This is a genomic window from Novosphingobium sp. PhB165 (genome assembly GCF_004341845.1).
Classification (GTDB): Bacteria; Pseudomonadota; Alphaproteobacteria; order Sphingomonadales; family Sphingomonadaceae; genus Novosphingobium.
In genome coordinates this window covers 65,642-88,065 of sequence record NZ_SLVB01000015.1, presented here as the reverse complement: position 1 = coordinate 88,065, position 22,424 = coordinate 65,642, and the positions used below count along the sequence as shown (strand labels likewise).

The following is a 22,424-nucleotide window of genomic DNA, read 5'->3' as shown; positions in this document are numbered from 1 at the left end:
GTTCCCAGCGCGCTTGAACTGTCGGTTGTTCCATACTTGCCTGAACATGCCCGCAGGCTGCGCCATCGACAACCATTTATGGGTTCACGGCCTAAATCACGATGTGGAGGGATACTGGATGAGACGCTGCGGCTGGCACCTTTGCGCCTTTACCGTCTGTTTGGCGCAGGGCGGCGTTTTGCGATGCGGTCGCCGCAACTCGGCAAACACAGTCACCGACGGCGCGGCATGATGCCCCCCTCGTCGCCGTTAGCTCGCTCGTCATTTTCATCTATGGCATGATGGCCTCAATGCTGGGCACGATCGTGCCTACGCTGGGCCTGAGCACATCAGAATTATCCTGGCTGGCGCAGGCCCATGGCGTCGGGCTTGCAACAACTTCGGTGTGGGCTGGCGCGTTCATGGATCGCGGCGGCAAGAAGACTGGCATCGCCTCAGGACTAATCGCAAGCGCGGCGGGGTTAATCCTACTTACCCACCCGGTAGGCCTTGTACCGGCCATGATCGCAATGGCGTTGCTAGGTGTGGGGGGAAGCCTCGTGATCGTGGGAGCCAATGCGCTCGTAAACTATATCAGCACCGACAATAAAGCCTCCGCGCTTAATGTCCTCAAACTGTTCATCGGTCTCGGCGGCATGGCGACACCACTGGTAGCGTGTAATGCGAGGCTTTGCCATCTCGCGCGGAAGCGCTACATTCCGTGTGCCGACTACCATTCAGCAATGACAAACGGGGCCAGCGGAATGACCAAGGGCATTTTATCGGACGGAGTTCATCCCAACCCGGCCGGCTACGCTATCATGGAGCCGAGCGCATGCGCGGCCATCCAGTCTGCCCTCGATCGACGCCGGTAGCAGTTGCCACTTTCCCGCCACCCGCGCCGCCAACTAAGTGTCGCGTCAGCCATGTCAGATCGACCTAACGCACGGCCACTCGCTGATCGATCGTCCCGAAAGGTGCCGCGCCTGTTGAATTTCGCGCCTCCATCCGAATCCTGTCGCCAAAAGCCATGAACGGAGTGCTGGGCTTGCCGTCGCGGATCATCTCGATGGCGCGTATTTCGGAAATGCAGCTCGACCCGACTTCGGCGTAGTTCGCATTGGAAACCGTGCCGGAGCCGATCACCGTGCCCGCCACCAGATCGCGGGTCAGCGCGGCATGGGCGACGAGTTCATGGAACCCGAAGTCCATCGAAGCGCCGCTTGCAGCACCGAAGCGCCGACCGTTCCAATCCACGACAAGGTCCATGCAGACCCGGCCATCGCGCCAACTTGCACCCAAGGCACCGGGCGTGACGGCGAAGGGTGCCATTGAACACGGCGGTTTGGCTTGCACCCATCCAAATCCGGTCTTCATTTCCACGGGCGCAATGGCGCGAAGCGACCAGTCGTTGATCTGGACGACGAGCTTGATGTGCCCCATTGCCTCCTCGGCACTGGTTCCCATTGGCACGTGGTCGACAATCACCCCGAATTCGCCTTCGAAGTCGATGCCGTGGGCAGGATCTGCAAAAGGCACGGGATCAAGCGGGCCGTAGAAACGATCCGAGATGCCCTGGTACATAAGCGGGCGATCCGTATCGATCGGCGGCAGACCGAAAGCGATCTGCATAAGTTCACCGTGGGTGCGGAAAGCCGAACCGTCCAGCCATTGCCACGTGCGCGGCAATGGCGCGCGCAGCCTTGCCGGATCGAGGCGCCCTCCGACCCCTGTCTCCAGCAAAGCCGCAATTCGGCGCAGATCAGCGTCTACGCTGTCCCACCGCTCGATCGCCGATAGGAGATTCCGTTCCGGGGCTGCGAGGTAACGCGATCCGTCTGCGGAAACGACAATCAGCTCTCCGTCGGGCGAACCATTCGCAATCGTGGCCAGGCGCACCCGATCAATCCTCGAAGATCGCAACGGCGCGGGTCCAACCGGCCGAGGCACCCTTGATCTTGTGCGGGAAGCACGAGACCGTGAAACCATGGCCAGGAAGCACTTCTAGGTTGTGCAGCTTTTCGAGGTGGCAATAGCCGATGTCCCGGCCCGCCTTGTGCCCTTCCCAGATCAGCGAGGTATCGCCGGTCTCTTTCACTTTCTGCGCTGTGTAGCTGAACGGCGCATCCCAGCTCCAGGCATCGGTGCCGGTCACGCGCACGCCGCGTTCGGTAAGGTACATTGTCGCCTCGTATCCCATCCCGCAGCCGCGGTTGACATAGTTCGGCTCGCCCAGCGCCTTGCCCGCAGCCGTGTTGACCAGGACGATGTCGAGCGGCTTCAGCTCGTGGCCAATACGCGCAAGTTCTTCCTCCACGTCCTTCGCCGTGACCACGTAGCCGTCCGGGAAATGGCGGAAGTCCAGCTTGACGCCGGGCTGGAAACACCATTCCAACGGCACTTCATCGATAGTGATCGCGCGCTTGGGTTCGCCGTCCTTCGCATCCATGGTGGGATGGTAGTGGTAAGGCGCATCGAGATGCGTGCCGTTGTGGGTCGTCAGTTTGACCCATTCCGCCGCGGCAAACCCCGCGCCGTCCGGCGTGTCCTCGGCCGTGACGCCGGGGAAGAACATGTCGAGTTCGGTGACCGTCTCGGCGTGGGTCTGGTAGGTGATTTCGGGTCTGAGGAACGGCGGGTCACTGACGACCTCGTTGCACAGCGTAATCGAAAGATCGACGAAACGGCGGGTCATGCGGTTTCTCCACCCAGGGTTTCTGCGAACCAATCGCACAGCAAGTCGCGTGCGTAGGCAATATTATCGGCGCCGACGTGTTCCACACCGCCCTCACGGTCGGTGAAGATGACTTTTTCGCGTCGCGGAGAATTGACCAGCTGGTCATAGAGATCGTCGGCATAGCCGACACTGATCTGCCGGTCCTTGGCGCCGTGGGTGACCAGGAACGGCACCTTGATCCTGTCCATATGGCCGTTGAGGTTCATTTCCTCGGACTTGGCAAGAAAATCGTCCTGGTCTTCCGCGCCGAATGCCCAGTGAACGTGTGCCCAGTAGTGCGGCACCGGGTTCTCGCCCTCGCGCGCCATGCGCTTGTCCTGCACTTCGCGCCAATTGTGGTTGGCACCCCAGACAGCGCCGCTGGCAAAACGCTGCTCGTACGCGACCGCGCGCGGGGCAAAATGACCACCAAGCGAGATGCCGGTCATGCCGATCCGCGCCGGATCGACGTCGTCTTGTTGCTCAAGCCAGTCCACGGCCTTCGAGGCCCAGTTTTCCGAATGTGGGTCGACGGGAAGGTTCTGAAGCCGCAGCGCCTCGCCCGAACCGGGCTGGTCGACACACAGGGTGGAAATGCCCCGCCGCGCCAGCTCATGGGGGAGCCGCGTCCAGTGCAGCAGTTCCTTGCAGCTATCGAGGCCATTGCAGAACACGACGACCGGCTTGCGACCCTCTCCGGGCGCGCGGGTGTAGAGTGCCGGCATGGTGCCCTTGTCCAGCGGGATTTCCACGCGTTCGCGATTGAGCGTGCCCAGCGCGGTAGAGCGGTCGAAGGCCTCGCGCGCCTTGTCATAAGTCTCCTGGCGACCCGGGTGACCGTGCCCTTGCATGCGCTCAGCCGTGATCAGGTAGAGCGAGGCGCGCTCGAGCTTGTTGGAGGCTGAGAAATTGCGGCCCTTGGCCTCGTCCTCTGCGGCGAGCCCCAGCAGCTTGTCGCCCATGGCAGCCCACGCCTTCATGAACTGCGGCGTTCCAGCATCGGCGCCGCCTGCTGCGGCATCCTTGATGGGCTGGCACATGTCGATGATCTCGCCAAGCTGCGCGCCGCTCTCCATCGCGATCGCGACCGAGAGGTTCCAGATATAGTTCGGGAAATATTCAAATAGGGCCAAGGGGGGATCCAGTCATCACAGATGAGAAAAGTGTTTCGATCCTGCGAGCCTGGGCCGGCCGAAGCCGGTCCAATCGCTCGACGGTCGGAACGAGGGCGGGCATCATGCTTCGGCGGGATTGAACAGCCGGGCATCGGGAGCGGGATGCGGCATCGTCTGCGGCCCGCCCACGCCAATGCCCCACTGGTCCATGACTTGCGGACCGGGGACGTGCACCTTGTAAACGTGGTTCTCGAAATCGACGTCTTCGAGTTCCGAGGTGTACTCGACCGCGAAACCTGCCGGCGTCGTGAAGTAGCTGAAGGTGTTGTTGCCCGCCGTATGGCGCCCCGGGCCCCAGCGCACATCCGTCCCTCGCAGCTTGAGGCGGTGGAGACCGCGCATCATATCGTCGAGCGACAGCATGTCGTAGGCGACGTGATTGAGGCAAGGCGGCCCCGGCAGGATGGCGACACGGTGATGCGCCTCGTTGCAGCGCAGGAAGCACATGAAGTCACCCAACCAGTCACTGATCTTGAAGCCGAGGACTTCGGTGAAGAATGCCACCAGCGCCTGATGATCGGGCGAGTGCATGACGATATGGCTGATCTTCACCGGCACACCTTCCCAGCGCTCCATCTCCCGCTTGTCCAGTTTGCCGACCTCGGCCGAGATTTCGAAGGGCAGACCATCAGGAGTGAAGAAGCGGAACCCGTAACCGCCGCCAGGCGCATCGAGATCCTTGGGCGCGAAGATCACCTTGCAGCCTGCTGCGATGACCTTTGCGTGCAGGCCGTCGACATCGTCGCGCGTGTCCGCGGCGAACGCGATCACCTCGACATGGTTGGCATCCGACTTGTGGAGACGAACCACGTGGTGTTCGTCGCTTCCCTGGGTCTTGAACCAGGCGAAGCCGTCCTTCTCCTCGACTTCGACGAGGCCCCAATCGTTGCTATAGAAGGCGCGTTCGGCGTCGAATTCCTCGACGCCATATCCGACGTAGCGGATTTCGGTCACTCGGGTCATGGCTGCTATTCCTTGAACGATTTGTATATCAGATCGGCTTGCTGACGACCGCGAACATCTCGGCGGTGGCCGTGTGATTATCGACTGCGGGTCCCTTGCCGATCTGGCCGTGACAGATCGCGAGCGAGGCATCGACGATGTAGCGGCAGCGCTCGTATCGACGGGCCCGGTAAGCCTCGAACGCTTCTTCAGGCGCCTCGCGAGCCGTAAGTTCCTCGGCGAGCACGATGGCATCCTCGATCGCCATGCCGGCGCCCTGCCCCAGATGCGGCGTTGTCGCGTGGACGGCATCACCCAGCAGGACCACGCGTCCCTTGTGCCAGGGGCCATGCACCATCATGGCCTCAAGGGGGCGATACACCACGCCCTCATCCTCGGTAATCTGATCGGCCAGCGCACGTATCTGGGGCGCGGCAGCAGCCAGCTTTTCACGCATGCGGGCCGCCAGGCCTTCGCTGGGATAGCGCGGATTGCCGGGCTCCGGCGTCGTCGCATACATGTACATCAGGTCCGCCGACATCGGCACCAGGCCGACGCCAGTCGGGCCGTTATAGACGTGCAGCGCGTCGAGGCCCTCCGGGCGCGGGAAATTGTAGCGCCAGACCGCTTGCCCGGTGAATTCGGGCTTTTCGGCATCGGGCAGGATCATCGCCCGCGTCTGCGAGTAGATACCGTCGGCGCCGACGACCACATCGTAATGTTCTTCGCCACGATCCGAGAAGCGGACGGTAACGCCCTCGCCATCCTGATCGAGAGTTACGGCGGTCAGCCCCAGGCGGATTTTTGCACCAAGATCGCGGGCGCTGTCGCCGAGAACTTTCTGTAGCGCGCGCCGTCCGATGCCGACGTTCGACGGCTTGCCCTCAACCAGCGCGGGCGTCGGGACACGCGCAACCCGGGTACCATCGGGAACGTAGATCTCTACAGCGTCGAAACCGCTCGCCGCACCGAGAAAAGTATCGATCACGCCAAGCTGATCCATTGCCCGGACGACGTTCGACTGCTGAATGATACCCACGCCGTAGACTGACCAGCTTGGGTCCTTTTCGATCACGGTTACCCCGTGGCCCGCCCGTCGCAGCGCAATCGCAGCCGACAGGCCGCCGATGCCGCCGCCAACGACAAGGATATTCAAGCTGTTCATCACGTCTTCCTCTCAAGCGTGCGGGTCAGAACTCGTCGAGGTCCTGTGCGATCACCGCGGGTCCGTTGTAAGCAGCGCCAATGCGCGCCAAATATCCAAGCTGGTCGCCAGCCGTGGCCATCGGCGCGACCAGATGGGTCACGACCAGTGACTTTACGCCCGCATGTGCGGCCAGTTGTCCCACTTGCTCGGGTGTCAGGTGGTGCCGGGCGAGATGGTCGCCAATTCCCGAAAGTGCATCGCCGGCCGCATTGGGCGTATTGCGCCGCACATTGTCGAGCGTGCGCTGCACATCGATCATTTCGGAGACCAGAAGGTCCGCGCCCTGGGCGAGCTGCTCAACTGCGGGGCTCGGACCAGTATCGCCGGTGTAGGCGATCGTCCGGCCGGGCGCTTCGAACCGAAAAGCCAGTGATTTGAAACGCCGATCGGCATCGCTGCCGACAGCAAAAGAGTAGTGCGTATTTTGCCGAGCGGTAACGGCAATATCGCCAAGTTTGAAACTTGCTCCATCGACCAGTTCGATAACCTCGACGGCATCGGTCGGGTTTGCGACAGGCGCTCCCGGGAGCCCGTATCCGGCCTCAACCGCAGGCCGCATCGAGGCAAGCAAGCCGCTTACCAGTTGTTTGGTACCGGGCGGTCCATAGATTGTGAGCTTGTCATCGACGTTGGTCTGCGAGCGCAGGCCGAGGACACCGGCGAGTCCGGCAGTATGATCGAAATGCAGGTGGCTGAGAAGTATCGCACGAACTTGCTGGAGACGAATGCGCGTACGGGCGAGCCGCTCGACCGTCCCGTCACCGCAATCGACAAGATAGGCATCCTGACCGCGTACCAGCAGATTGGCTGGCTGACTGCGATCGGGAGCGGCGATCGGTCCGCCCATAGTGCCCAGTGTTATCCAGCGTGCTGAAAATGGGGCCGGCGCGCCCCCCGACGCAGCCGGCCCCTGCCTTGCCGCTCCGACTGGAGCGGCAAGGGTTGTGCACGCGAGGGCAAAGGCGACAAGCCCGCTACGCATCAGAACTTTACGCCTGCACGAATGCCGTAAGTACGCGGCGGCGAGGTGACCACGGTGGCAGCCGATGCAGCGTTATAGGTAAGGCCAGCGGTGACAACGCGATTATTTTCGATATTGCGAACAAAGGCGCCAACCGACCACTTGTCGTTCTCTGGCGAGAAGGTGAGATTGGCATTGCTTGCCCAGGTATCGCCCACCTTCTGTTCGGGCAGGAACTGGAAGGCTACGTAGCGGCTGGTCTTGTACTGCGTGTCCACAGCCATCACGAGCTTGTAGTCACCAATGGCTATCGTCTGTTGGGCGCCGAAATTGAGCGTCCACCTAGGCGACTGATAGGCCTGCCGCCCCGAGCAATCGATATCGTATTGGCCTGCAGCCGTTGCGCTGACGGCATAGGGGCACCCGGTCAGCGGAGGGGTCGCACCGATAGGTTCGCGGTAAACGAAATCCTTGAACCTGGCGTCGAGGTACTGGACCTGCGTGCTCAGGAGTGTTGTCGGCGTGGCCAGAAACTGCGCTTCCGCCTCGACACCCTTGTTGGTTGAGCGGCCAGCGTTCTCCGTAAACTGGCCCTGGTTTCCGGCTAAATCAATGCCTGTATGATTGATCTGCTGGTCGCGGTACTGCCAGAGGAAAGCTTCGAGATTGAGTTGGAGGCGGTTGTCGAAGAACCGGTTCTTCATACCCACTGTGTAAGCCGTGATATATTCCGGATCGAATGTCTCATAGCCTACCGACAGCGAAAAGCCGCCCGAACGGTAGCCGGTCTCGACGCTCGCGTAGAGCAGTGAACGCGGTGCAACATCGAACTCCACGCCGGCACGCCAGGTCATTTTCGAAGTATTGAGCTGGGTGTTGACGGGCGTCACCGCACGGATCAGCAAGGCGCCGCTCGTACCTATCGGGGTTGCGCCATTGACCGGAGGCACGATGAAGGGCGGCTGAAGCTCCGTGTAGGAATCGCCAACCGGCAAAAGCGGCGTCGTCGGGCAGCTTGGCACGAAATTGACAATCTGTGTGCATTTGACGAGAAAAACGTCGGCGCGGCCATCAAACTGCTTCTCATCACGCGTCCAGCGCAGGCCGCCGATCAAACGAAGGCGCTCGGTGATGTTCGCGGTCAGACGTCCGAACAAGGCGTACGAACGTGTGTCGGACTTGAATTCCTGGTAGGCATTGAGCGCCTGCTGCGCAAAAGTGTAGTTCCCATCGACATTTTCGTCGAACAGATACGCGCCTAGAATATAGTCGAAAATTGAGATGCGATTGCCCGAGAAGCGAGCCTCGACGCTCGCCTGTGCATCCTTTTCCTGAATGTAGCCGATGAAACCGGGAGCGCCGAACTTGTTATCAAGCTTGGAGTAGCGCCAGGCAGGAAGCACTGTCAGAGTTCCCGCTTCTGTCTTCCAGGTCACTTCGGCATTAGTGCCGTAGAAGCTATTGTTCTGGTAGAAATCGGGGTCGAGAGGTGCGGCCGCACGTCCGGACAGGCCGAGGAAGAGCGTCTGGCGGTACGCCTGCGACGCTGGGTCAAGGAGGCCTATCGAGGCATCAAGGCCCGATGGCACAAACGTGTAGACCCCTTCTGCACGATTGTAGACGTATTGACCTTGGTAGGATGAACCCGCGCCCTTGCCGCCGGTGTGGGAGTAGTCACCACCGACGCGCACAGTCAGATTTGGTGTCAATTCTGCAAGGTATTGCAGGCGGAATGCATCGGTCCTGTCGTCCGAGGTGCCATCTGACAGATAGCCGTCGTGCCTCGTCAGGCTACCCGCGACGCGCAGGGCGCCGTCCTCGCCGATCGGCACATTGATGGCACCCTGGAGGTTCCAGGCATCGTAGTTGCCATAGCTTGCGTTGGCAAAGCCTGAAAATTCGCCAATCCTGGGTCTTGCCGGAATGACGTTGATGGCGCCTCCAGTCGCGTTGCGACCATAGAGGGTGCCTTGCGGTCCCTTCAGCACCTCGATCCGGTCCAGGTCGTAGAACATTCCGGAGGTGGAAGTCGGTCGGCCCAAATACACGCCGTCGTAGCTGAATGCGATAGCGGGATCGCTGTAACCGTTGACCGTAAAATTGCCGACGCCGCGCAGGAAGAACACAGCGTTCGCGCCGCCGTTCTGCTGTACGTTGAGGGCCGGGACAAGCTTGCCGAGGTCGGCGGATCCCGTGATACCGGTTTTCGTCAGTTCATCTCCGCCCACGACGTCGATCGCCAGCCCTGCCCGCTGTGCGCTCTCGACTTTGCGCTGCGCGGTGACGACGATTTCGCTAAGACCCGACTGACCACCCGCATCGGCTGCCTGTGTCGTTTGCGCCTCGGTTGCGTCCTGCGCATAGGCGCTGCCTGCAGACAGTACGATGCCGACAGCGGTTCCCGCGAGTAGACCAAAACGCATGCTTTTCTCTCCCCGTCGCTCTCTTTTGAGCTTGTCGTGGAGACCGAAATGCGAGACAGCGAGGAAGATATCAAATTTATTGTTTTTGTCCGTTATGACAAATGGAATTGATGCCAAATGCGTCTCGACAACTTCGACCTCAATCTTTTGATCGCCTTTGAGCTTCTGCTCGAGGAGCGCAACGTCACGAGAGCCGCGCAGCGCGCCAATCTCACACAATCAGCGATGAGCGCTGCGCTGGCCCGGTTACGGCAAGCCATGAATGATGAATTGCTCGTGGCGCACGGTCGGCGCATGATCGCAACGCCGCACGCTCTCGCGCTGGCCCCCATGGTTTCAGAAGCGGTCCGCAATCTGCGCGTATTAATCTCCGGCGCTACTGCGTTTGACCCTGCAACTTCTGACCGACGCTTTGAGATCGGTGCATCAGATTACATTTCGACTGTCTTGCTCGGGCCATTGCTACCAAAACTGAAACGCGAAGCGCCGGGAGTGGAGTTCAACATCCAACTGCCGACGCGTCACATCAGTGCCATTCTCGAGGATGGCAGGTTGGATTTCCAAATCACGCCTGAACAGTTCCTTAGCCCTGAGCATCCGAGTGAACTTCTGTTCGAGGAGCGTCATGTGGTGGTTGGATGGCGCGAAAACCCGGTTTTTGCGGGCGAAATGACGCCGGAGGCGTTCCATTCGTGCGGCCATGTCGCCGTTAGAATAACTGGCGTCGCGACTTTCGCTGACAAGCACTTTATGACGGTTGACGACCAGCGACGGATCGAGGTGACGGCTCCTTCGTTCTCAATTGTGCCCTGGTTGCTGCCCGGCACGAATCTCCTGGCGCTGATGCACGAACGGCTAGCGCGCGTCTTTGCACCTTTGTTGCCGCTGGAGATCCGCTCGGCTCCCATCGAAGTGCCGCTTATGCGGGAAATGATCCAATATCATGCAGCCCGCTCAACCGATGCCGGAATGCTATGGCTCAAGAACCGCTTGTTCGCAGAAGTGGCGCAAAATCAGATGTACGGGACCTAGGTTCGCGCAAGTGTCGCCGGCAGTTCCTCCATGCTGCCGTCAGGCGCTGCCAACTCGAGCAGGCGGGAAAGCATCTCGACTGCTGCGACATTCTCTTCGCGATAAGGCAGGTGTCTCTGAGCGATCGTCAATCCCCGAACAGACCACACCATCAAGCGCATCACGGTGCGGGCGAGCTTTATCTCTCCGCCAAAAGCGCGTTGCATGACTTCTAGCGCGCGCGCTTCTACTTCCTCCTGCATGGGAACGACGGAGGTCTCTAATTCGGCATCGCTGCGTGCCGCCTGCAGGATCTCCAGCACGGCCAAGCCGGACGGGCGCCCGAGGACTTCCCAGAGGACCTTGGGCCAGTCGCCCAAGCGATTGCCGAGACCGGTGGTTTGCCTGATCCTTTCGTATTCGACCATTTCGCTGTCGAACACATGGCGAACCACATCGGCCATCAAGGCCGCTCGGGTCCCGAAGTGATGGAGCATAGCCCCCCGCGAAACGCCGGCCCGCTCGGAGATCATCGATGTGTTGGCAGCCGCATATCCGACATCGTGAATGACTTCGATCGCCGCCTCAAGCAGAGCAAGCCGAGTTTGAGCGGTCCGCTCCTCCTGCGTCCGGCGAACCTTGAGTTTGCCGGTCATCGCCATTGGTACGTCCAGAACTGACCGATCTCATCGGTGTTCAAAGCAAGCCAAGTCACAAGTCCGTCTCCCGGGCCAAGCGGTAATCAACGACTGGAACGATCGCCAGTCACAAAAAACATTCATGCTTGACCGTTTGTATCTACGATCCGTATCTGCCCGGTCAAGCGCCAGCAATTGGCGCAGTACCATGGGAGGGTATTTCGATGCGAAAGACAGCATTCCTTATTGGCGTCAGCCTCATCGCCACAGCGGCGCCCGCTTTCGCGCAGGATACGGCTCCTGCTCAGGAGGATGGCGGTGTTGCAGAAATCATCGTTAGCGCCCAGCATCGCACCGAACGCCTGCAAGACGTGCCGCTCAGTGTCACGGCTCTGGGTTCGGCTGCCTTGGAGACGCGCCAGATCAATGACCTGAGCCAAGTTGCGATTGCTGCGCCGAGCCTTCAGGTCGGCAGTGACAATACGTTCGCAGTTCGCGGCGTGGGTACCCAGGCCTTTGCCACCACGATCGATTCCTCCGTAGCTACTGCCTTCGACGATGTGAATCTTGGCCGGCCGTTCCTGGCGCAAGGCCTGTTCAATGACGTCGAACGCGTCGAAGTGCTCAACGGCCCCCAAGGTCTGCTCTTCGGCAAGAACGCCTCGGCAGGCCTTCTGAACGTGGTTTCCACGAAGCCCAAGCTCAATCAGTTCGAGAGCATCACCAATCTCGAATTGGACAGCCGTGAAGCTCCTGACGAAAGCGGCTCTGCCTGGTCGATGATTGGTCGTCAGATCATTAATGTTCCAGTCGGCGACAGCGGCGCCCTGCGCATCAATGGCAGCTATTCGTGGGAAGAGCCCGGCACTACGTTTGTCGGACTGCGCAACGTACGTAACGACCTGAACCGCGAGCAGTACGGCGTACGCGCCAAGTATCTGCAGGAAATCTCGCCTTCGCTCGAACTCTACGTGATCGGCGACTACGCCGAATCCCACGGCATTGCGGGCATATATGACCGCACATATCGCTCCGTCGGCGCGGGCAGCGTCAATACCGATGCGCTTGCCATCACTGCCATCACTCCTGGAGATAACAACTTCACCTTTGGCGGAGATGGTGGCTACTGGCGCGACCTGAAGCTGGGCGGGGCGCAGGGAACGCTGACATGGACCGCTCCGAACGGCATCGTTGTCAGCAACATCGCAGCTTGGAAATTCTACAATTTCGACAGCCAACTCGATACGGACTTCACCAATCTCAACGGCGCCAGTCGTAACTGGTCGCACGCGAACTATGACCAGTTCTCCAACGAGCTTCGCGTAGCGCTGCCGGCCGGCAACCGGCTTTCTGGTCAGGCTGGCCTCTACTACTTCCATTCCACGATCGACCAGAAGGGCCAGATCGCGGGAAACAACTATTTGCCCGACTTCCTGTTGCCGGTCTTCCCATTCTGCGTCGGCGGTTCAGCGGCTACCGGCTGCCCATACACGAACAGTTACTTCCTTGGCCGTGACTACATCTACAGCATGAAGACGGACAGTTACGCCGCATTCGGTCAGCTCACCTATGACGTCACCGACGGCCTCAAGGTCTTTGCCGGCGGCCGTGTAACGCGCGACGAAATATCGATCGACCTCGACCAGGTACAGGACGCCTACTTTGTCCCGCTGGCGGTTCCCGGAAGCTTCAATCAGGACTACGGTCACACGAATTTCAGCTGGAAGGTCGGCGGACAGTACAATTTCACGCCGGATGTGATGCTCTACGGGTCATACGGCAGCGGTTACAAGGGCCCGGGCTTCAACGACACAGCCGCGACCACGGACGCAAACCTCATCGTGCGGCCAGAGAAATCCTATACAGGGGAAATTGGTTTCAAGACGAGCTGGTTCGACCGTCACTTGGTCTTCAACATCTCGGCCTTCCACACCAAATTCGACAACTACCAAGTCCAATCGCTCGACACTAATCTGCAGGCATTCGTTGTGCAGAACGCCGCGTCAGTCACGACCAAGGGCATTGAGGCCACCATCAACGCAACCCCAGTGCGCGGTCTGTCGATCAACGCTTCGGGAACGCTGCTCGATTCGAAGTTCGGCAACTTCCCGGGTGCCGAATGCTACCCGGGACAGGGCTGCTCGTCTTTCAACGCCAAGGGCTTGCGCACACCAACCTCGGCAAAGTTCACGTCGTCACTCGAAGCCATGTACGAGTTCCAGACTTCTGGCACTGTGCACCCGTTTATCGATGCGAACTGGTATCATCGCTCGTCGATCAACTACCTGATCAACCGTGCCCCGGGCGCGCAAGTACCGACGCTCGACATGATCGGCGCCAGCGCGGGCCTCAATCTCGACAACGGCATGCGAATCTCGATCTTCTGCAAGAACTGCACGAGCGCCTACAATCCGAATTTCATCGGCCTGGATTCGGGTGATGCGATTGCCGGCGTCGCCACCTATCAGCAGCAGTTCGGCTTTGATTCGGTACGCACCATCGGCGCTAGCCTCCAGTTCAAGTTCTGAAGAGGGAAACCGCGTGATAGATCGCATGACCCGCCGCAACATCCTCAAAACGGCGGGTACCGGTCTGGTACTCGCTGGCGCCTCACCCCTTCTTGGTGGACCGGTTCGAGTGCAGCGCACGCTGCCCCGCGATTTCCTGTGGGGTGCAGCTACCTCAGGTCATCAGGTCGAAGGCGGCAATATCAACAGCGACAGCTGGGTGTCGGAGCATCTGACGCCCAGTTCGTTCTCGGAACCGTCCGGCGACGCCTGCGACAGTTGGAATCGATGGCGCGAGGACATTGCGCTGGTCAAGCGAATGGGTCTGAATACCTATCGCTTCGGGATCGAGTGGTCGCGTATTGAACCTGCCCGGGGCGAATGGTCGCTCGCCAGCCTGGCACATTACCGTGCAATGGTGGATGCTTGCGTAGAGTTGGAGCTGGAGCCGGTCGTCACATTCTCGCACTTCACCGTACCGCGCTGGTTTGCAGGAAACGGTGGTTGGGAGAACGCTGAAAGCGTCGAGCTGTTTGGCCGTTTCTGCGAAAAAGCAGCCCAGGCGCTGGGCACCGGCTACCGCCATGCTTTGACTTTCAACGAACCGAATCTGGCCGCGCAACTCTCCTGGCAACCGGAATTCCGTCAGGCGATGGCTTATTTTGCGATGGGCAATCAGCAGGCTGCCAAGGCGATCGGCTCCGAACACTTTGCTTCCACCCTGACTTCAGACCCCGCCAAGACGCTAGCAAACACCATTGCCGCGCACCACCGCGGGCGCGAGGTCATCAAATCGGTCCATCCGCGCGTCCAACTCGGTCTCAGCCTCGCCGTAGCCGATGAACAGGCAGCACCTGGCGAAAACGCGCTCCAGCGTAAGATCGCCGAAGTGTACCGGCCGTGGTTTGACGCAGTGGACAAGGACGATTTCGTCGGCGTTCAGACGTACGGACGCGCTGTCGTTGGCCCCGATGCTGACCGGGCACCTGCTTCTGGCGCCGAAGTCACGCAGACTGGAATGGAATTCTATCCCGAAGCGCTCGAGGCAACCGTGAAATGGGTAGCCAAGGCGACCGGCCGCCCGATCATTGTGACCGAGAACGGCGTTGCGACCAACGACGACAGCCGCCGCATCGCCTATATTGATCGCGCCTTGGCAGGGCTTGGCCGGGCAATTGACGCGGGTACCGACGTTCGCGGCTACATCCACTGGTCCTTGCTCGATAATTTTGAATGGAACCGGGCCTATACCGCTCAGTTCGGGCTTGTCGCGGTCGACCGAAAGACGTTCGTACGCACGATCAAGCCCAGCGGACCGCATCTGGGCACTTACGCCAAATCAAACAGAATCTGATCACGGCTATTCGACTAGGTACTTTTCGGGGAAGGGTCGCGGCCGAGGAACAGTGCGGCGGTCAGCCTGTGCATCCAAAGCATTCCAGGATCGTCCCGTGCCGGTCGATGCCCGAATTGTTGGAGGCTGATCATCGGTGACGGCAAAGGCGGGGCAATCACCTTGAGCAGGGCCATCGTCGCAAAGATCCCGCCGACCGTAGCCGGGACGGTGCCGATCAGGTCAGATCCAGCTACAAGCAGCGGGACACTCACGAAATGGGGGAGCCGGCCCTTAACAACTGATGCCGGCTGACGAGGGGTAATGCATTGCGACTGCGCGGCTTTGCCACAATGCATCCGGCGTTCCGCCCAATCGCGCTCCTCGCTAGATCGAAAGAAGTGAAAAGGAAAAACGACCGCAATGGCGGCGGCAACGGAACGGCCGCTAATCTCAAGTCGGCACCCGCACGCGGTCAGGCAAAAAGCGGTCAGGACCGGTCATCATTTGCGTCCTTCGTCCCTGGCTTTCAGCTTATCTGCGACTGCTTCGGCATACTTTCGCGCTCTTATTGGAGTCGGACTATGGTACGCGCCAATTGCCGACCAGTAACCGCCGATTCGCGCCAGCTTCGAAAGGAATATCCAGCGCGCGACCTGCACATTGAAACAAGCATCGTGGATCAGCCAGAACCTCACCGTTTCCGGGCTTCGACCGGTCAACACCGAAAGCTTGGGAAGCCACCACGAGTTGATCTGCATCGGCCCCAGATCATGAGAACCATTGGTGTTCGGAACTTCGGCTCCGATCCAACCCGCTTCCTGATCACGAAGACCCCACAGCGTTCGCTCCAACCATTGCCGGCCGGAGGCAGCTTCACGGATGCACCGGCCAATAGTAGCTTCCTGCTCCAGGTTCGTTGCAGGACGAGCTTCAACACCCGACGCGAACAATGCCAAGGGGAGACCAAGCGCCCCGAAGGCGCACTTTCCGCGGTTACCGTTCATTGCTTGCTCCCCTGTCTTGGGTGGAATGCTGTGCCGTCGCCTGGGCTCCGGACTTGGTTCTGCCGGCGACCGCATCTGCGTGGTCGGCAGCCGAGAAAGACTGCAGCCACGCGTGAAGGTAAGCGGCCGCCGATCGCCCTCGCTCGGCCAGGCTTGCCGCCAGCCCTCCCCGTTCGCAGCCGCCAAGCGAGGCACGTTGCGCAGCAATTCGCTCATTTCGCTGCGCCCGCTCGATCCTCTGCTCCCCCCTCATACGATCCCACCGTGCGGAATGTCTCAGCGCCCTGCCCTTCACGCTATCCCGCTCTACGCGGCCCAATCCTTCGAGCGCGGAGGTCTTATCGCCCGATCTGCGTGCAAGCAGGTCGGCTAACTTGTCGCGATGCTGGGTCCAGAGTTTTACGCCGAACCGAGCCCGGGTAATCGCGGTATAGTAGTTTTTTCCATTCACCAGCGGCGAGCCAAGCGGCGCGAGCACATAGGCCCGATCGTAGGTTTTGGACTGCGCCGCGTAGATGGTCTCCGCGTAACCATGATCCCACGTCTTGTGCTCCGCGAGATCGATGGACTGGCACCGATTGTCCGTGTCCCAGCGGATCGTGGCCCGGCTTCCGTTGAGAGCCTCCACGGTTCCCCGCTCGGCGTTCTTGATGCCGAGGTCGTGGCTCACGAGCCGCCACTGAATGCGATCGCCGTGCGACAGCTCCCGGTCTTCCACATTGAACGCGTTGACCTGCTGGGGCTTGCCCAATCGCGGATTCCAGCGAATCGTACGGCCGTGTTCGTCGGCAAGTTCCAGCATTTGCCGGTCAGAATCGTCCGTAACCATTCGGATAACCCGATATTCACCGTCATGGGCGATCCCGAGGCGAGCATCGCTGCGAGAGAATGTGAGGATCTGACCCCGGTTGTAGAACCGGGCATAGCGCTTCTCGGCGTCGGAGAGCCCAGCGGGCGTCAGAACTGACAGCCTCACGTCCTCTGCTCCGATGGCACCTTCAGTCCGCAGCGCCTCGCGCACTTTCGAATTCACGATCAGGCGGGATGCGTTGTCCAGCACGAGTATGTTCGTTGTCGTCCGTGTCTCCGGCTTTAGCCGTGTCCATTCGCGAACCAGGCTCCCTGCAAGTTCCTCGGGCTTCTCCAGTTCCAGCACCTTGTCGAGGTTTGCCAGCGAACCGGCATAGTCACCGGCGCGAGCAAGCGCGACGGCGGCTTTCATCGCCCTGGTCTCCTGACGAACGGACTGCATCAGGTCGACGCGCGACAGCCCCAGCCGCTGCATCAGCCAGAAAGGCTTGCCCTGCTCGATGGCACCTGTCTGACGATTGTCGCCAAGCATGATGAGCCTTGCGCCCGACGGCCGACTGATTTCGAGGAGGCGAATGGCCTGCCGGTTGCCGAGTTGCCCCGCCTCATCGAGAATCAGGACCGAATTCTCATCGAGTCCTCGCCCGCCACGCGCAACAAGGCTGGCAACAGTGCGGCTTTCGATCCCGGCACGCTTGCCGAGTTCGGCGGCCGCCGAAGATGTCGGCGCCAGGGCAATCATCGTGAAGCGCTCGTCGCTGGCCTCGCGCAGTGCTCCCACCAGCATCGACTTGCCAGCTCCGGCAACGCCATGCACGCCAACCAACCGATCGGGGCTCATTCCAAGATGCAGGAGACCCGTCACCTGCGCGGGGGTCAGACCGTGGTTTACGCTCGCCTCACGCAGGCGTGCCTCGTCCGCTAGCGGGGAGGCATCACCAAGGGCCAGAGCCAGATGATCGGACAGAGCCAGCTCAAGGCGCGCCGTCCTGCGTGTCGTCCGCCCACGGGTCAGCACCAGATCGCCGGTGGGTTGGCGCACTTCGAGAAGTTTGCGCCGAGCCTCATGCTCCTCGGCAAGGGGGCGGATATCCGAGAGCCGGACATCTCCCAGATGCGAAGCCAGCCCAGCCCGCAGAAGTTGGCCCAGGTTGTTGACTGCCTCCCTGCCTTCAGAATGGCGAAGCCCAAACAGCATCGCGCGCGCCGAGAGCGCCGGGGCGGGTTGGATCGAGCAACCGCCCCTCAGAATGGCCGTTTCTTTAGCCTCTTCGAGCGGTTCCCGGTGCCGCCCCAGGCGAGCATCCCATTGGACGTGGAGATCCTGAACTGTCGCACGCTCCTTGGGACCTCGGGTTTCGTAGAAGGATTTGCGCCGCGCCGCCTGCCCTTCGAGCCCATGCTCCTTTGCATGGGCATCGATCTGCTCTGCGCGCTGGGACATTTCGCGCATCAGGTCAGTTGGAACCCCGCGGATCTCGAACAGCCCCCGGCGCGGATCGACGTCAACCTCGTAGCCGAGTTCACGAATGCGGTGCGCGAGTTGGTTGCGATAGACCTGCCCAGCGACCATCTGCTCGGCGTACATGGCCCGGGTTTCGAGGCTCACTATCTGCTCGCCATCCCCCCGGTTCGTCATGTTCATAATGACAACATGGGTATGGAGATGAGGGTCGAGCTCACGCGACGCATGCTCCGTGAAACGGGCATAGATCAGTCGTCCGGTAGTTTCGTGGACCACTTCGCGATCGGCCCGGCGGCGCAGTGTCGCGTGCTCCTCAAGATAGCCCAGGGCCTCGGTCACAGCCGCCTCGTGAGCAGCAGAAATCCGCTCGTCACCCATGACCAGTGCCATGATCGAAACCGACTTCGGCGCATTGACCGCGAAGTCCCAGCCGGGATGATGCTCGATCATTCCGTCGGCGCGCCGACGCCCTAGTTGGGTATGGCCTATCTTGCCCGCGAGGAGTTCGCGCAAGACAGACGGATCCACCTTGCCGGTGAGTCCCAGTTCATCTGCTACGAGGCCGCCCCACTGCGAATGCTCGCCCTCCCCCTTCGTGTAGTAGTCGCCGACGGCGTAGTACCGCGCAATGTTGGTCGGGGTGCCCTTGAGGCGCCGCGGATGGATCATGCCGGCCTCGCTGCATCACGTACGCCCGAGCGACGTCCATGTTGATGGAGACGAAAATCCGCAGGCTTGCCGAGAAGGGTAAGCGGCTCAGTAGAGCTTGCCGCCGCCGCGGGCACAACTTCATGGCTGCCCTCCGCCCCCACGCCGGAAGACACAGGTTCCGCTTCCGCATCGAGGGGCAACATTGGTGAGGCGTCCGCTGGCGGTGACGAGCGGCGTTTCGTTGGTCCGCGTTTCTGCGGCGTTTGCGCTTGCTTCGGCTCGGGATCCGATCTCGGGGGCTCCTCCTGAACCGCCAGCCGGACCGGCGGATCGAGTTTCTCCTCAAAAGCGAAGGCGAGGGACGGCACCTTGTGAAAGCTGTCCTCGAACCGCACGACGGGAAGGTCTCGTCCGAACCGCAGGTATCCGACGAGGTTCGGAAGGTTCGTCACTTCGGTATGCATGACCAGCGGTCGCGTGACCTGCATGCGCGAGAGGTTTACGCCATCGCGCATGTCGTTGACGCCGTAGGACATGCCTTCGTTGGCCTCGACCTGCTCGACCTGCCCGAGGTTCTCGCTGACATGCTTGGCGGTCGGAGTGTCGTTGGCCCTCAGCGCAACCCAGGTCGAGCAATATCCGGTGATCGCAGCGGCATCCTGAATGCCGTAAGTCGCCTCAAGCTGAGGGTAGCTCTGATAACCGAGAATACCGCAGCCACCGTACTTTCGCGCGCGGGCGAGGAAGTCCGAGAGCGAGGGGAGCTTGTGAAGCGAGGGCAACTCGTCGATCACGCAATAGAGCCGGCGATTGCGATCGGGAGCGAGGCTCATGATCGCGCTGATGGCGATGTCGAGCCACACCGTGATCAGGGGCCGTAGCGAAGGCAACTGGTCGGCCTTCACAGTGATGAACAGCCAGCTGTCGTCCTTCTCGTTGGCCACCCAATCGCGGATCGAGAGCCCGTCGGCGGTATCGTCGAGGTAGGAGAAGCTGCGCAGCACTGACGCCAGTTCGGCCTGGATACCGGCCGACGTGCGCTCCCCTTCCGTGGAGATGAAAGCTGCCGCGTCGGTGCCAGCGGCGAAGGCGGCAAGGTCCTTGAGCTTGGATCGCAGCAGGGTATCGAGGAGGATCGAAACGAGGGTGCGCTCTTGCCGCGCGAGCTTGCGCATGACCGCTACGAGGGTTCCGCGCGCTGCCTTGGCCCAGAAGGGATCGCCGGACTTATCCGGGATCGTGGACTCGGCGATCTGGTCGTAGTGATAGTCGCGGGGAACATCGACCCAGGGCGACCAACGATCGGATCTCACATCGAGAGGATTGAGCAACACGTCGATCCCCGGTCGGTAGAACTTCTCCACGAAGGTCCCGGCGGTGTCATAGACAATGGCGCGCCTCCCCGCCGTGCGGATCCCCGCCAGCATCTTGACGATGATGTTTGTTTTCCCGGTTCCAGGCGCTCCGCAGATGAGGATGTGCTCCGGCTCGAAGGCATCGGGCACCCTGACACCGCCGATCTCGAAGCTGCCGCGCGCCTGCGCCCAGAGCGCCCGGCGGACCTGCCTGACGGTGCCGAACCGAGCTCCGCGCAGGAACTGGTTGGAACCCAGCCCCCTCCCTGTCCGGGTGAAGTAGATCCACGCCCAAAGGAGCATGCAGAGGGCGAAGACACCTGAGATGGCTGCTCCATGGAGGAGATAGCCTTCGAATGCCCGTAATGTGGCCTTTGCGACCTCGGCATCCATGAGGCGTGCCGGTGTCGTCCAGTAGGAAGCCCCGCTCTCAGTATGGAACAGGATCGGTGTAGCGTTACCTGGGACTGTGTCTCCCATCAGGAGGGCTTGCCCGATCTTGGCGAGTACGAAACGCTCGTAGTCCGTGGATCGCTCGAGGGCATACCAGACAGTGCCACCAATCCAGAGGACGAGCCCAGCAAGGCAGGTCTGGTAGAAGACTTGTGTCGTCATTCGCACGTTGTGGACGGTGGCCTGCCCGCCCCGGGTCCAGGACCCGAGAGTATCGTGACGGAAGATGCTCACGAGCGGTCCTGCTCGGGATCGAGCAGCCCCCTTTCGCGCAGGAGCCGCCGCGCCTCGCCAAGTCCCTCTTCGAGCAGCCCGGGCGCGCGAGCGCCGACCGACTTGGCAAGGATCGCGAGAGTCTGGATCGCGGTCGCGTGAAGTTCGTCGAAGCGGGAATGATAGCCGGTGGGGTCGCTACCCTCGAAACGCTCGAGGACATCACGGATATAGCCCGAGGGCGTAGTGCCGAGAGTTGCGGCCTGATCGAGCACGCGCTCGAACAAATCGTCGGAGAGACGGATGGTAATCCTTGCCATGCGCAGATCCATGCTGCGCCGGCACGTGGTGAAGCCTCACATTGGTAGCAAGAAATCGCGCAATTCTCAAGGTTTTGACGTGTCCGACGGTGGTGACGTTCGGTGCCCAAGCGGATCAAGCACTTGCCGCACGATGGCTGACGCGTTGTCCGACACACCCGACATTGTGTGACCCGCCGGCGGACCAGACGAGACAGTTCAACTACCCGAAAATGCAGGCGATTCGCGCCGCAGCACCCGTGCGTACGGTGGTCTAGCACACGGCCGCTACTTCTTTCTCGATGTCGAGCAAGACGGTATTGCAATTTACCAAGCCGATGAAAGCGAACTGGCGACACCCAAACCGAAGACGCCTCAAGCAGCACTGAGAATGGCCGAAGAATACTTCGAGGAATTCTTCCCTGCCGCCATACGGCGGTTCAAAGGGGCAAAATTTCATATAGCAGAAGGCCATTTGAGAGAAGCCGCATTTGACCTTCATCAAACCGCCGAGGGACTCTACCAGTGTACTTTGCTCGTTTGTACACTTTATACGCCGCGCGCCCATAATTTGAATTTTCTCCGGAGATTGGCCGAGAAAATCTCACGATCTTTGGTCGATGCGTGGCCGCGCGAGACAAGGGCAGAACGCGCCCGCTTCGAGAAACTGAAGGATGCCTATGTCAAGGGGCGTTATTCCAAGCACTACAGCATCTCGATGGAAGACCTTGAATGGCTCGCCGCTCACATGGAGGATTTGGGTCAGGCTGTGCACAAAGTCTGCCAGGAGAAGATAGCGGAACTCCGCGCGAAGCTATAACGCCACTGGTACAGAACGCTTCTATAACCGCAGGAGATCTCCGCAATGAACAACGCCGACCTCGCCGATAAGCTCGCCACCGAAACGGGCATCACTAAGGCCGACGCCCGCAAGGTGCTCGATGCGGTCTTCGCCGCAATCGCCGATGCCGCCCACCATGGCGACGAAATCTCGCTCAACGGCTTCGGCAAGTTCAAGGTAAAGGACAGCCCTGCCCGCGAAGGCCGTAACCCGTCGACCGGCGAGACGATCCAGATCGCTGCCTCGAAGAAGCTCACCTTCGCTCCGGCCAAGGCAATCAAGGATAAGCTGAACGGCTAATCCAACGGCGGTGTTGCATCTGGTATGCAACACCGCCTTGCTGCCGAGGCAGGGATGCTTGAGGGCGATGTCTCCGGTATCCATCCGGCGTGCCTTTCAATTACCCACAAGTGGTCGCACGCGTGATTCCCGTGAGCG

19 protein-coding genes are annotated in these 22,424 nt (G+C 60.7%); 7 read left to right on the top strand and 12 right to left on the bottom strand.

What is annotated here, in order from left to right:
- A partial coding sequence (locus tag EDF56_RS26260) for a hypothetical protein (protein ID WP_207905071.1) occupies window positions 1-232 on the top strand: 232 nt, incomplete at its 5' end.
- A 31-nt stretch (window positions 233-263) separates the two neighbouring features.
- The gene (locus EDF56_RS26155) at window positions 264-854 is read left to right on the top strand and encodes an MFS transporter (RefSeq protein WP_347813005.1); all 591 of its coding nucleotides are present in this window, start codon (window positions 264-266) and stop codon (window positions 852-854) included.
- 64 nt (window positions 855-918) lie between these two features.
- Here EDF56_RS26155 and EDF56_RS24685 read toward each other — a convergent pair whose 3' ends face one another.
- The 7 genes from EDF56_RS24685 to EDF56_RS24655 form a co-directional block, all read right to left on the bottom strand.
- Window positions 919-1,878, bottom strand: a complete 960-nt coding sequence (locus tag EDF56_RS24685; RefSeq protein WP_132392641.1) for a fumarylacetoacetate hydrolase family protein — start codon at window positions 1,876-1,878, stop codon at window positions 919-921.
- Window positions 1,879-1,882: 4 nt separating this feature from the next.
- Window positions 1,883-2,674, bottom strand: a complete 792-nt coding sequence (locus EDF56_RS24680; RefSeq protein ID WP_132392639.1) for a cyclase family protein — start codon at window positions 2,672-2,674, stop codon at window positions 1,883-1,885.
- The gene (locus tag EDF56_RS24675; protein ID WP_132392637.1) at window positions 2,671-3,828 is read right to left on the bottom strand and encodes an alpha/beta fold hydrolase; all 1,158 of its coding nucleotides are present in this window, start codon (window positions 3,826-3,828) and stop codon (window positions 2,671-2,673) included. Before EDF56_RS24675 ends, EDF56_RS24680 begins: the two co-directional genes overlap by 4 nt.
- A 102-nt stretch (window positions 3,829-3,930) precedes the next feature.
- Entirely contained in the window at window positions 3,931-4,833 is a 903-nt protein-coding gene (locus EDF56_RS24670) for a VOC family protein (protein WP_132392635.1), read from the bottom strand.
- Between the two features lie 28 nt (window positions 4,834-4,861).
- A complete protein-coding gene (locus tag EDF56_RS24665) occupies window positions 4,862-5,977 on the bottom strand; it encodes an FAD-dependent oxidoreductase (protein WP_132392633.1) in 1,116 nt (371 codons plus the stop codon).
- A gap of 25 nt (window positions 5,978-6,002) precedes the next feature.
- Entirely contained in the window at window positions 6,003-6,866 is an 864-nt protein-coding gene (locus EDF56_RS24660) for an MBL fold metallo-hydrolase (RefSeq protein WP_243652841.1), read from the bottom strand.
- A gap of 134 nt (window positions 6,867-7,000) precedes the next feature.
- Window positions 7,001-9,520, bottom strand: coding sequence for a TonB-dependent receptor (locus EDF56_RS24655; protein WP_243652840.1), 2,520 nt, complete (start codon window positions 9,518-9,520; stop codon window positions 7,001-7,003).
- Between EDF56_RS24655 and EDF56_RS24650 the strand changes: the two genes are divergently transcribed.
- Window positions 9,521-10,435 (top strand): LysR family transcriptional regulator, encoded by a 915-nt coding sequence (locus EDF56_RS24650; protein ID WP_132392629.1) that lies wholly within the window; start codon window positions 9,521-9,523, stop codon window positions 10,433-10,435.
- On the opposite strand, the gene EDF56_RS24645 is transcribed toward EDF56_RS24650, so the two are convergent.
- Complete coding sequence (locus EDF56_RS24645) at window positions 10,432-11,076, bottom strand: TetR/AcrR family transcriptional regulator (protein ID WP_243652839.1); 645 nt, start codon at window positions 11,074-11,076, stop codon at window positions 10,432-10,434. The two genes, EDF56_RS24650 and EDF56_RS24645, sit on opposite strands and share 4 nt — an antisense overlap.
- A gap of 200 nt (window positions 11,077-11,276) precedes the next feature.
- On the opposite strand from EDF56_RS24645, the gene EDF56_RS24640 reads away from it, so the two are divergent.
- Both EDF56_RS24640 and EDF56_RS24635 read left to right on the top strand, forming a co-directional pair.
- Window positions 11,277-13,580 (top strand): TonB-dependent receptor, encoded by a 2,304-nt coding sequence (locus tag EDF56_RS24640; RefSeq protein ID WP_132392627.1) that lies wholly within the window; start codon window positions 11,277-11,279, stop codon window positions 13,578-13,580.
- Window positions 13,581-13,605: 25 nt separating this feature from the next.
- Window positions 13,606-14,913 carry a family 1 glycosylhydrolase gene (locus EDF56_RS24635; protein ID WP_132392625.1) on the top strand — a complete coding sequence of 436 codons (1,308 nt, stop codon included), beginning with the start codon at window positions 13,606-13,608 and terminating at the stop codon, window positions 14,911-14,913.
- Between the two features lie 482 nt (window positions 14,914-15,395).
- Here EDF56_RS24635 and EDF56_RS24630 read toward each other — a convergent pair whose 3' ends face one another.
- Genes EDF56_RS24630 through EDF56_RS24615 form a run of 4 tightly spaced genes read right to left on the bottom strand, consistent with a single transcriptional unit; the run spans window position 15,396 to window position 21,166 of the window.
- A complete protein-coding gene (locus tag EDF56_RS24630) occupies window positions 15,396-15,899 on the bottom strand; it encodes a lytic transglycosylase domain-containing protein (protein WP_132392623.1) in 504 nt (167 codons plus the stop codon).
- The gene (gene mobF, locus EDF56_RS24625; protein ID WP_132392621.1) at window positions 15,889-18,843 is read right to left on the bottom strand and encodes a MobF family relaxase; all 2,955 of its coding nucleotides are present in this window, start codon (window positions 18,841-18,843) and stop codon (window positions 15,889-15,891) included. The genes EDF56_RS24630 and mobF overlap by 11 nt, the downstream gene beginning before the upstream one ends.
- Window positions 18,840-20,867 carry a type IV secretion system DNA-binding domain-containing protein gene (locus EDF56_RS24620; RefSeq protein ID WP_132392619.1) on the bottom strand — a complete coding sequence of 676 codons (2,028 nt, stop codon included), beginning with the start codon at window positions 20,865-20,867 and terminating at the stop codon, window positions 18,840-18,842. The genes mobF and EDF56_RS24620 overlap by 4 nt, the downstream gene beginning before the upstream one ends.
- Window positions 20,864-21,166, bottom strand: coding sequence for a hypothetical protein (locus tag EDF56_RS24615; RefSeq protein ID WP_132392617.1), 303 nt, complete (start codon window positions 21,164-21,166; stop codon window positions 20,864-20,866). Before EDF56_RS24615 ends, EDF56_RS24620 begins: the two co-directional genes overlap by 4 nt.
- A gap of 370 nt (window positions 21,167-21,536) precedes the next feature.
- Between EDF56_RS24615 and EDF56_RS24610 the strand changes: the two genes are divergently transcribed.
- Entirely contained in the window at window positions 21,537-21,965 is a 429-nt protein-coding gene (locus EDF56_RS24610) for a HEPN domain-containing protein (protein WP_243652838.1), read from the top strand.
- Between the two features lie 45 nt (window positions 21,966-22,010).
- Window positions 22,011-22,286: an HU family DNA-binding protein gene (locus EDF56_RS24605; RefSeq protein ID WP_132392613.1), complete on the top strand. Its 276-nt coding sequence runs from the start codon at window positions 22,011-22,013 to the stop codon at window positions 22,284-22,286.
- Window positions 22,287-22,424: the final 138 nt, after the last annotated feature.

Bases quoted from the DNA above. Each gene is read 5' to 3' on its own strand.
- EDF56_RS24680 (WP_132392639.1), bottom strand. From the start codon at position 2,674: ATGACCCGCCGTTTCGTCGATCTTTCGATTACGCTGTGCAACGAGGTC.
- EDF56_RS24670 (WP_132392635.1), bottom strand. From the start codon at position 4,833: ATGACCCGAGTGACCGAAATCCGCTACGTCGGATATGGCGTCGAGGAA.
- EDF56_RS24665 (WP_132392633.1), bottom strand. From the start codon at position 5,977: ATGAACAGCTTGAATATCCTTGTCGTTGGCGGCGGCATCGGCGGCCTG.
- EDF56_RS24660 (WP_243652841.1), bottom strand. From the start codon at position 6,866: ATGGGCGGACCGATCGCCGCTCCCGATCGCAGTCAGCCAGCCAATCTG.
- EDF56_RS24650 (WP_132392629.1), top strand. From the start codon at position 9,521: ATGCGTCTCGACAACTTCGACCTCAATCTTTTGATCGCCTTTGAGCTT.
- EDF56_RS24645 (WP_243652839.1), bottom strand. From the start codon at position 11,076: ATGGCGATGACCGGCAAACTCAAGGTTCGCCGGACGCAGGAGGAGCGG.
- EDF56_RS24640 (WP_132392627.1), top strand. From the start codon at position 11,277: ATGCGAAAGACAGCATTCCTTATTGGCGTCAGCCTCATCGCCACAGCG.
- EDF56_RS24635 (WP_132392625.1), top strand. From the start codon at position 13,606: ATGACCCGCCGCAACATCCTCAAAACGGCGGGTACCGGTCTGGTACTC.
- EDF56_RS24630 (WP_132392623.1), bottom strand. From the start codon at position 15,899: ATGAACGGTAACCGCGGAAAGTGCGCCTTCGGGGCGCTTGGTCTCCCC.
- mobF (WP_132392621.1), bottom strand. From the start codon at position 18,843: ATGATCCATCCGCGGCGCCTCAAGGGCACCCCGACCAACATTGCGCGG.
- EDF56_RS24615 (WP_132392617.1), bottom strand. From the start codon at position 21,166: ATGGCAAGGATTACCATCCGTCTCTCCGACGATTTGTTCGAGCGCGTG.
- EDF56_RS24610 (WP_243652838.1), top strand. From the start codon at position 21,537: ATGGCCGAAGAATACTTCGAGGAATTCTTCCCTGCCGCCATACGGCGG.
- EDF56_RS24605 (WP_132392613.1), top strand. From the start codon at position 22,011: ATGAACAACGCCGACCTCGCCGATAAGCTCGCCACCGAAACGGGCATC.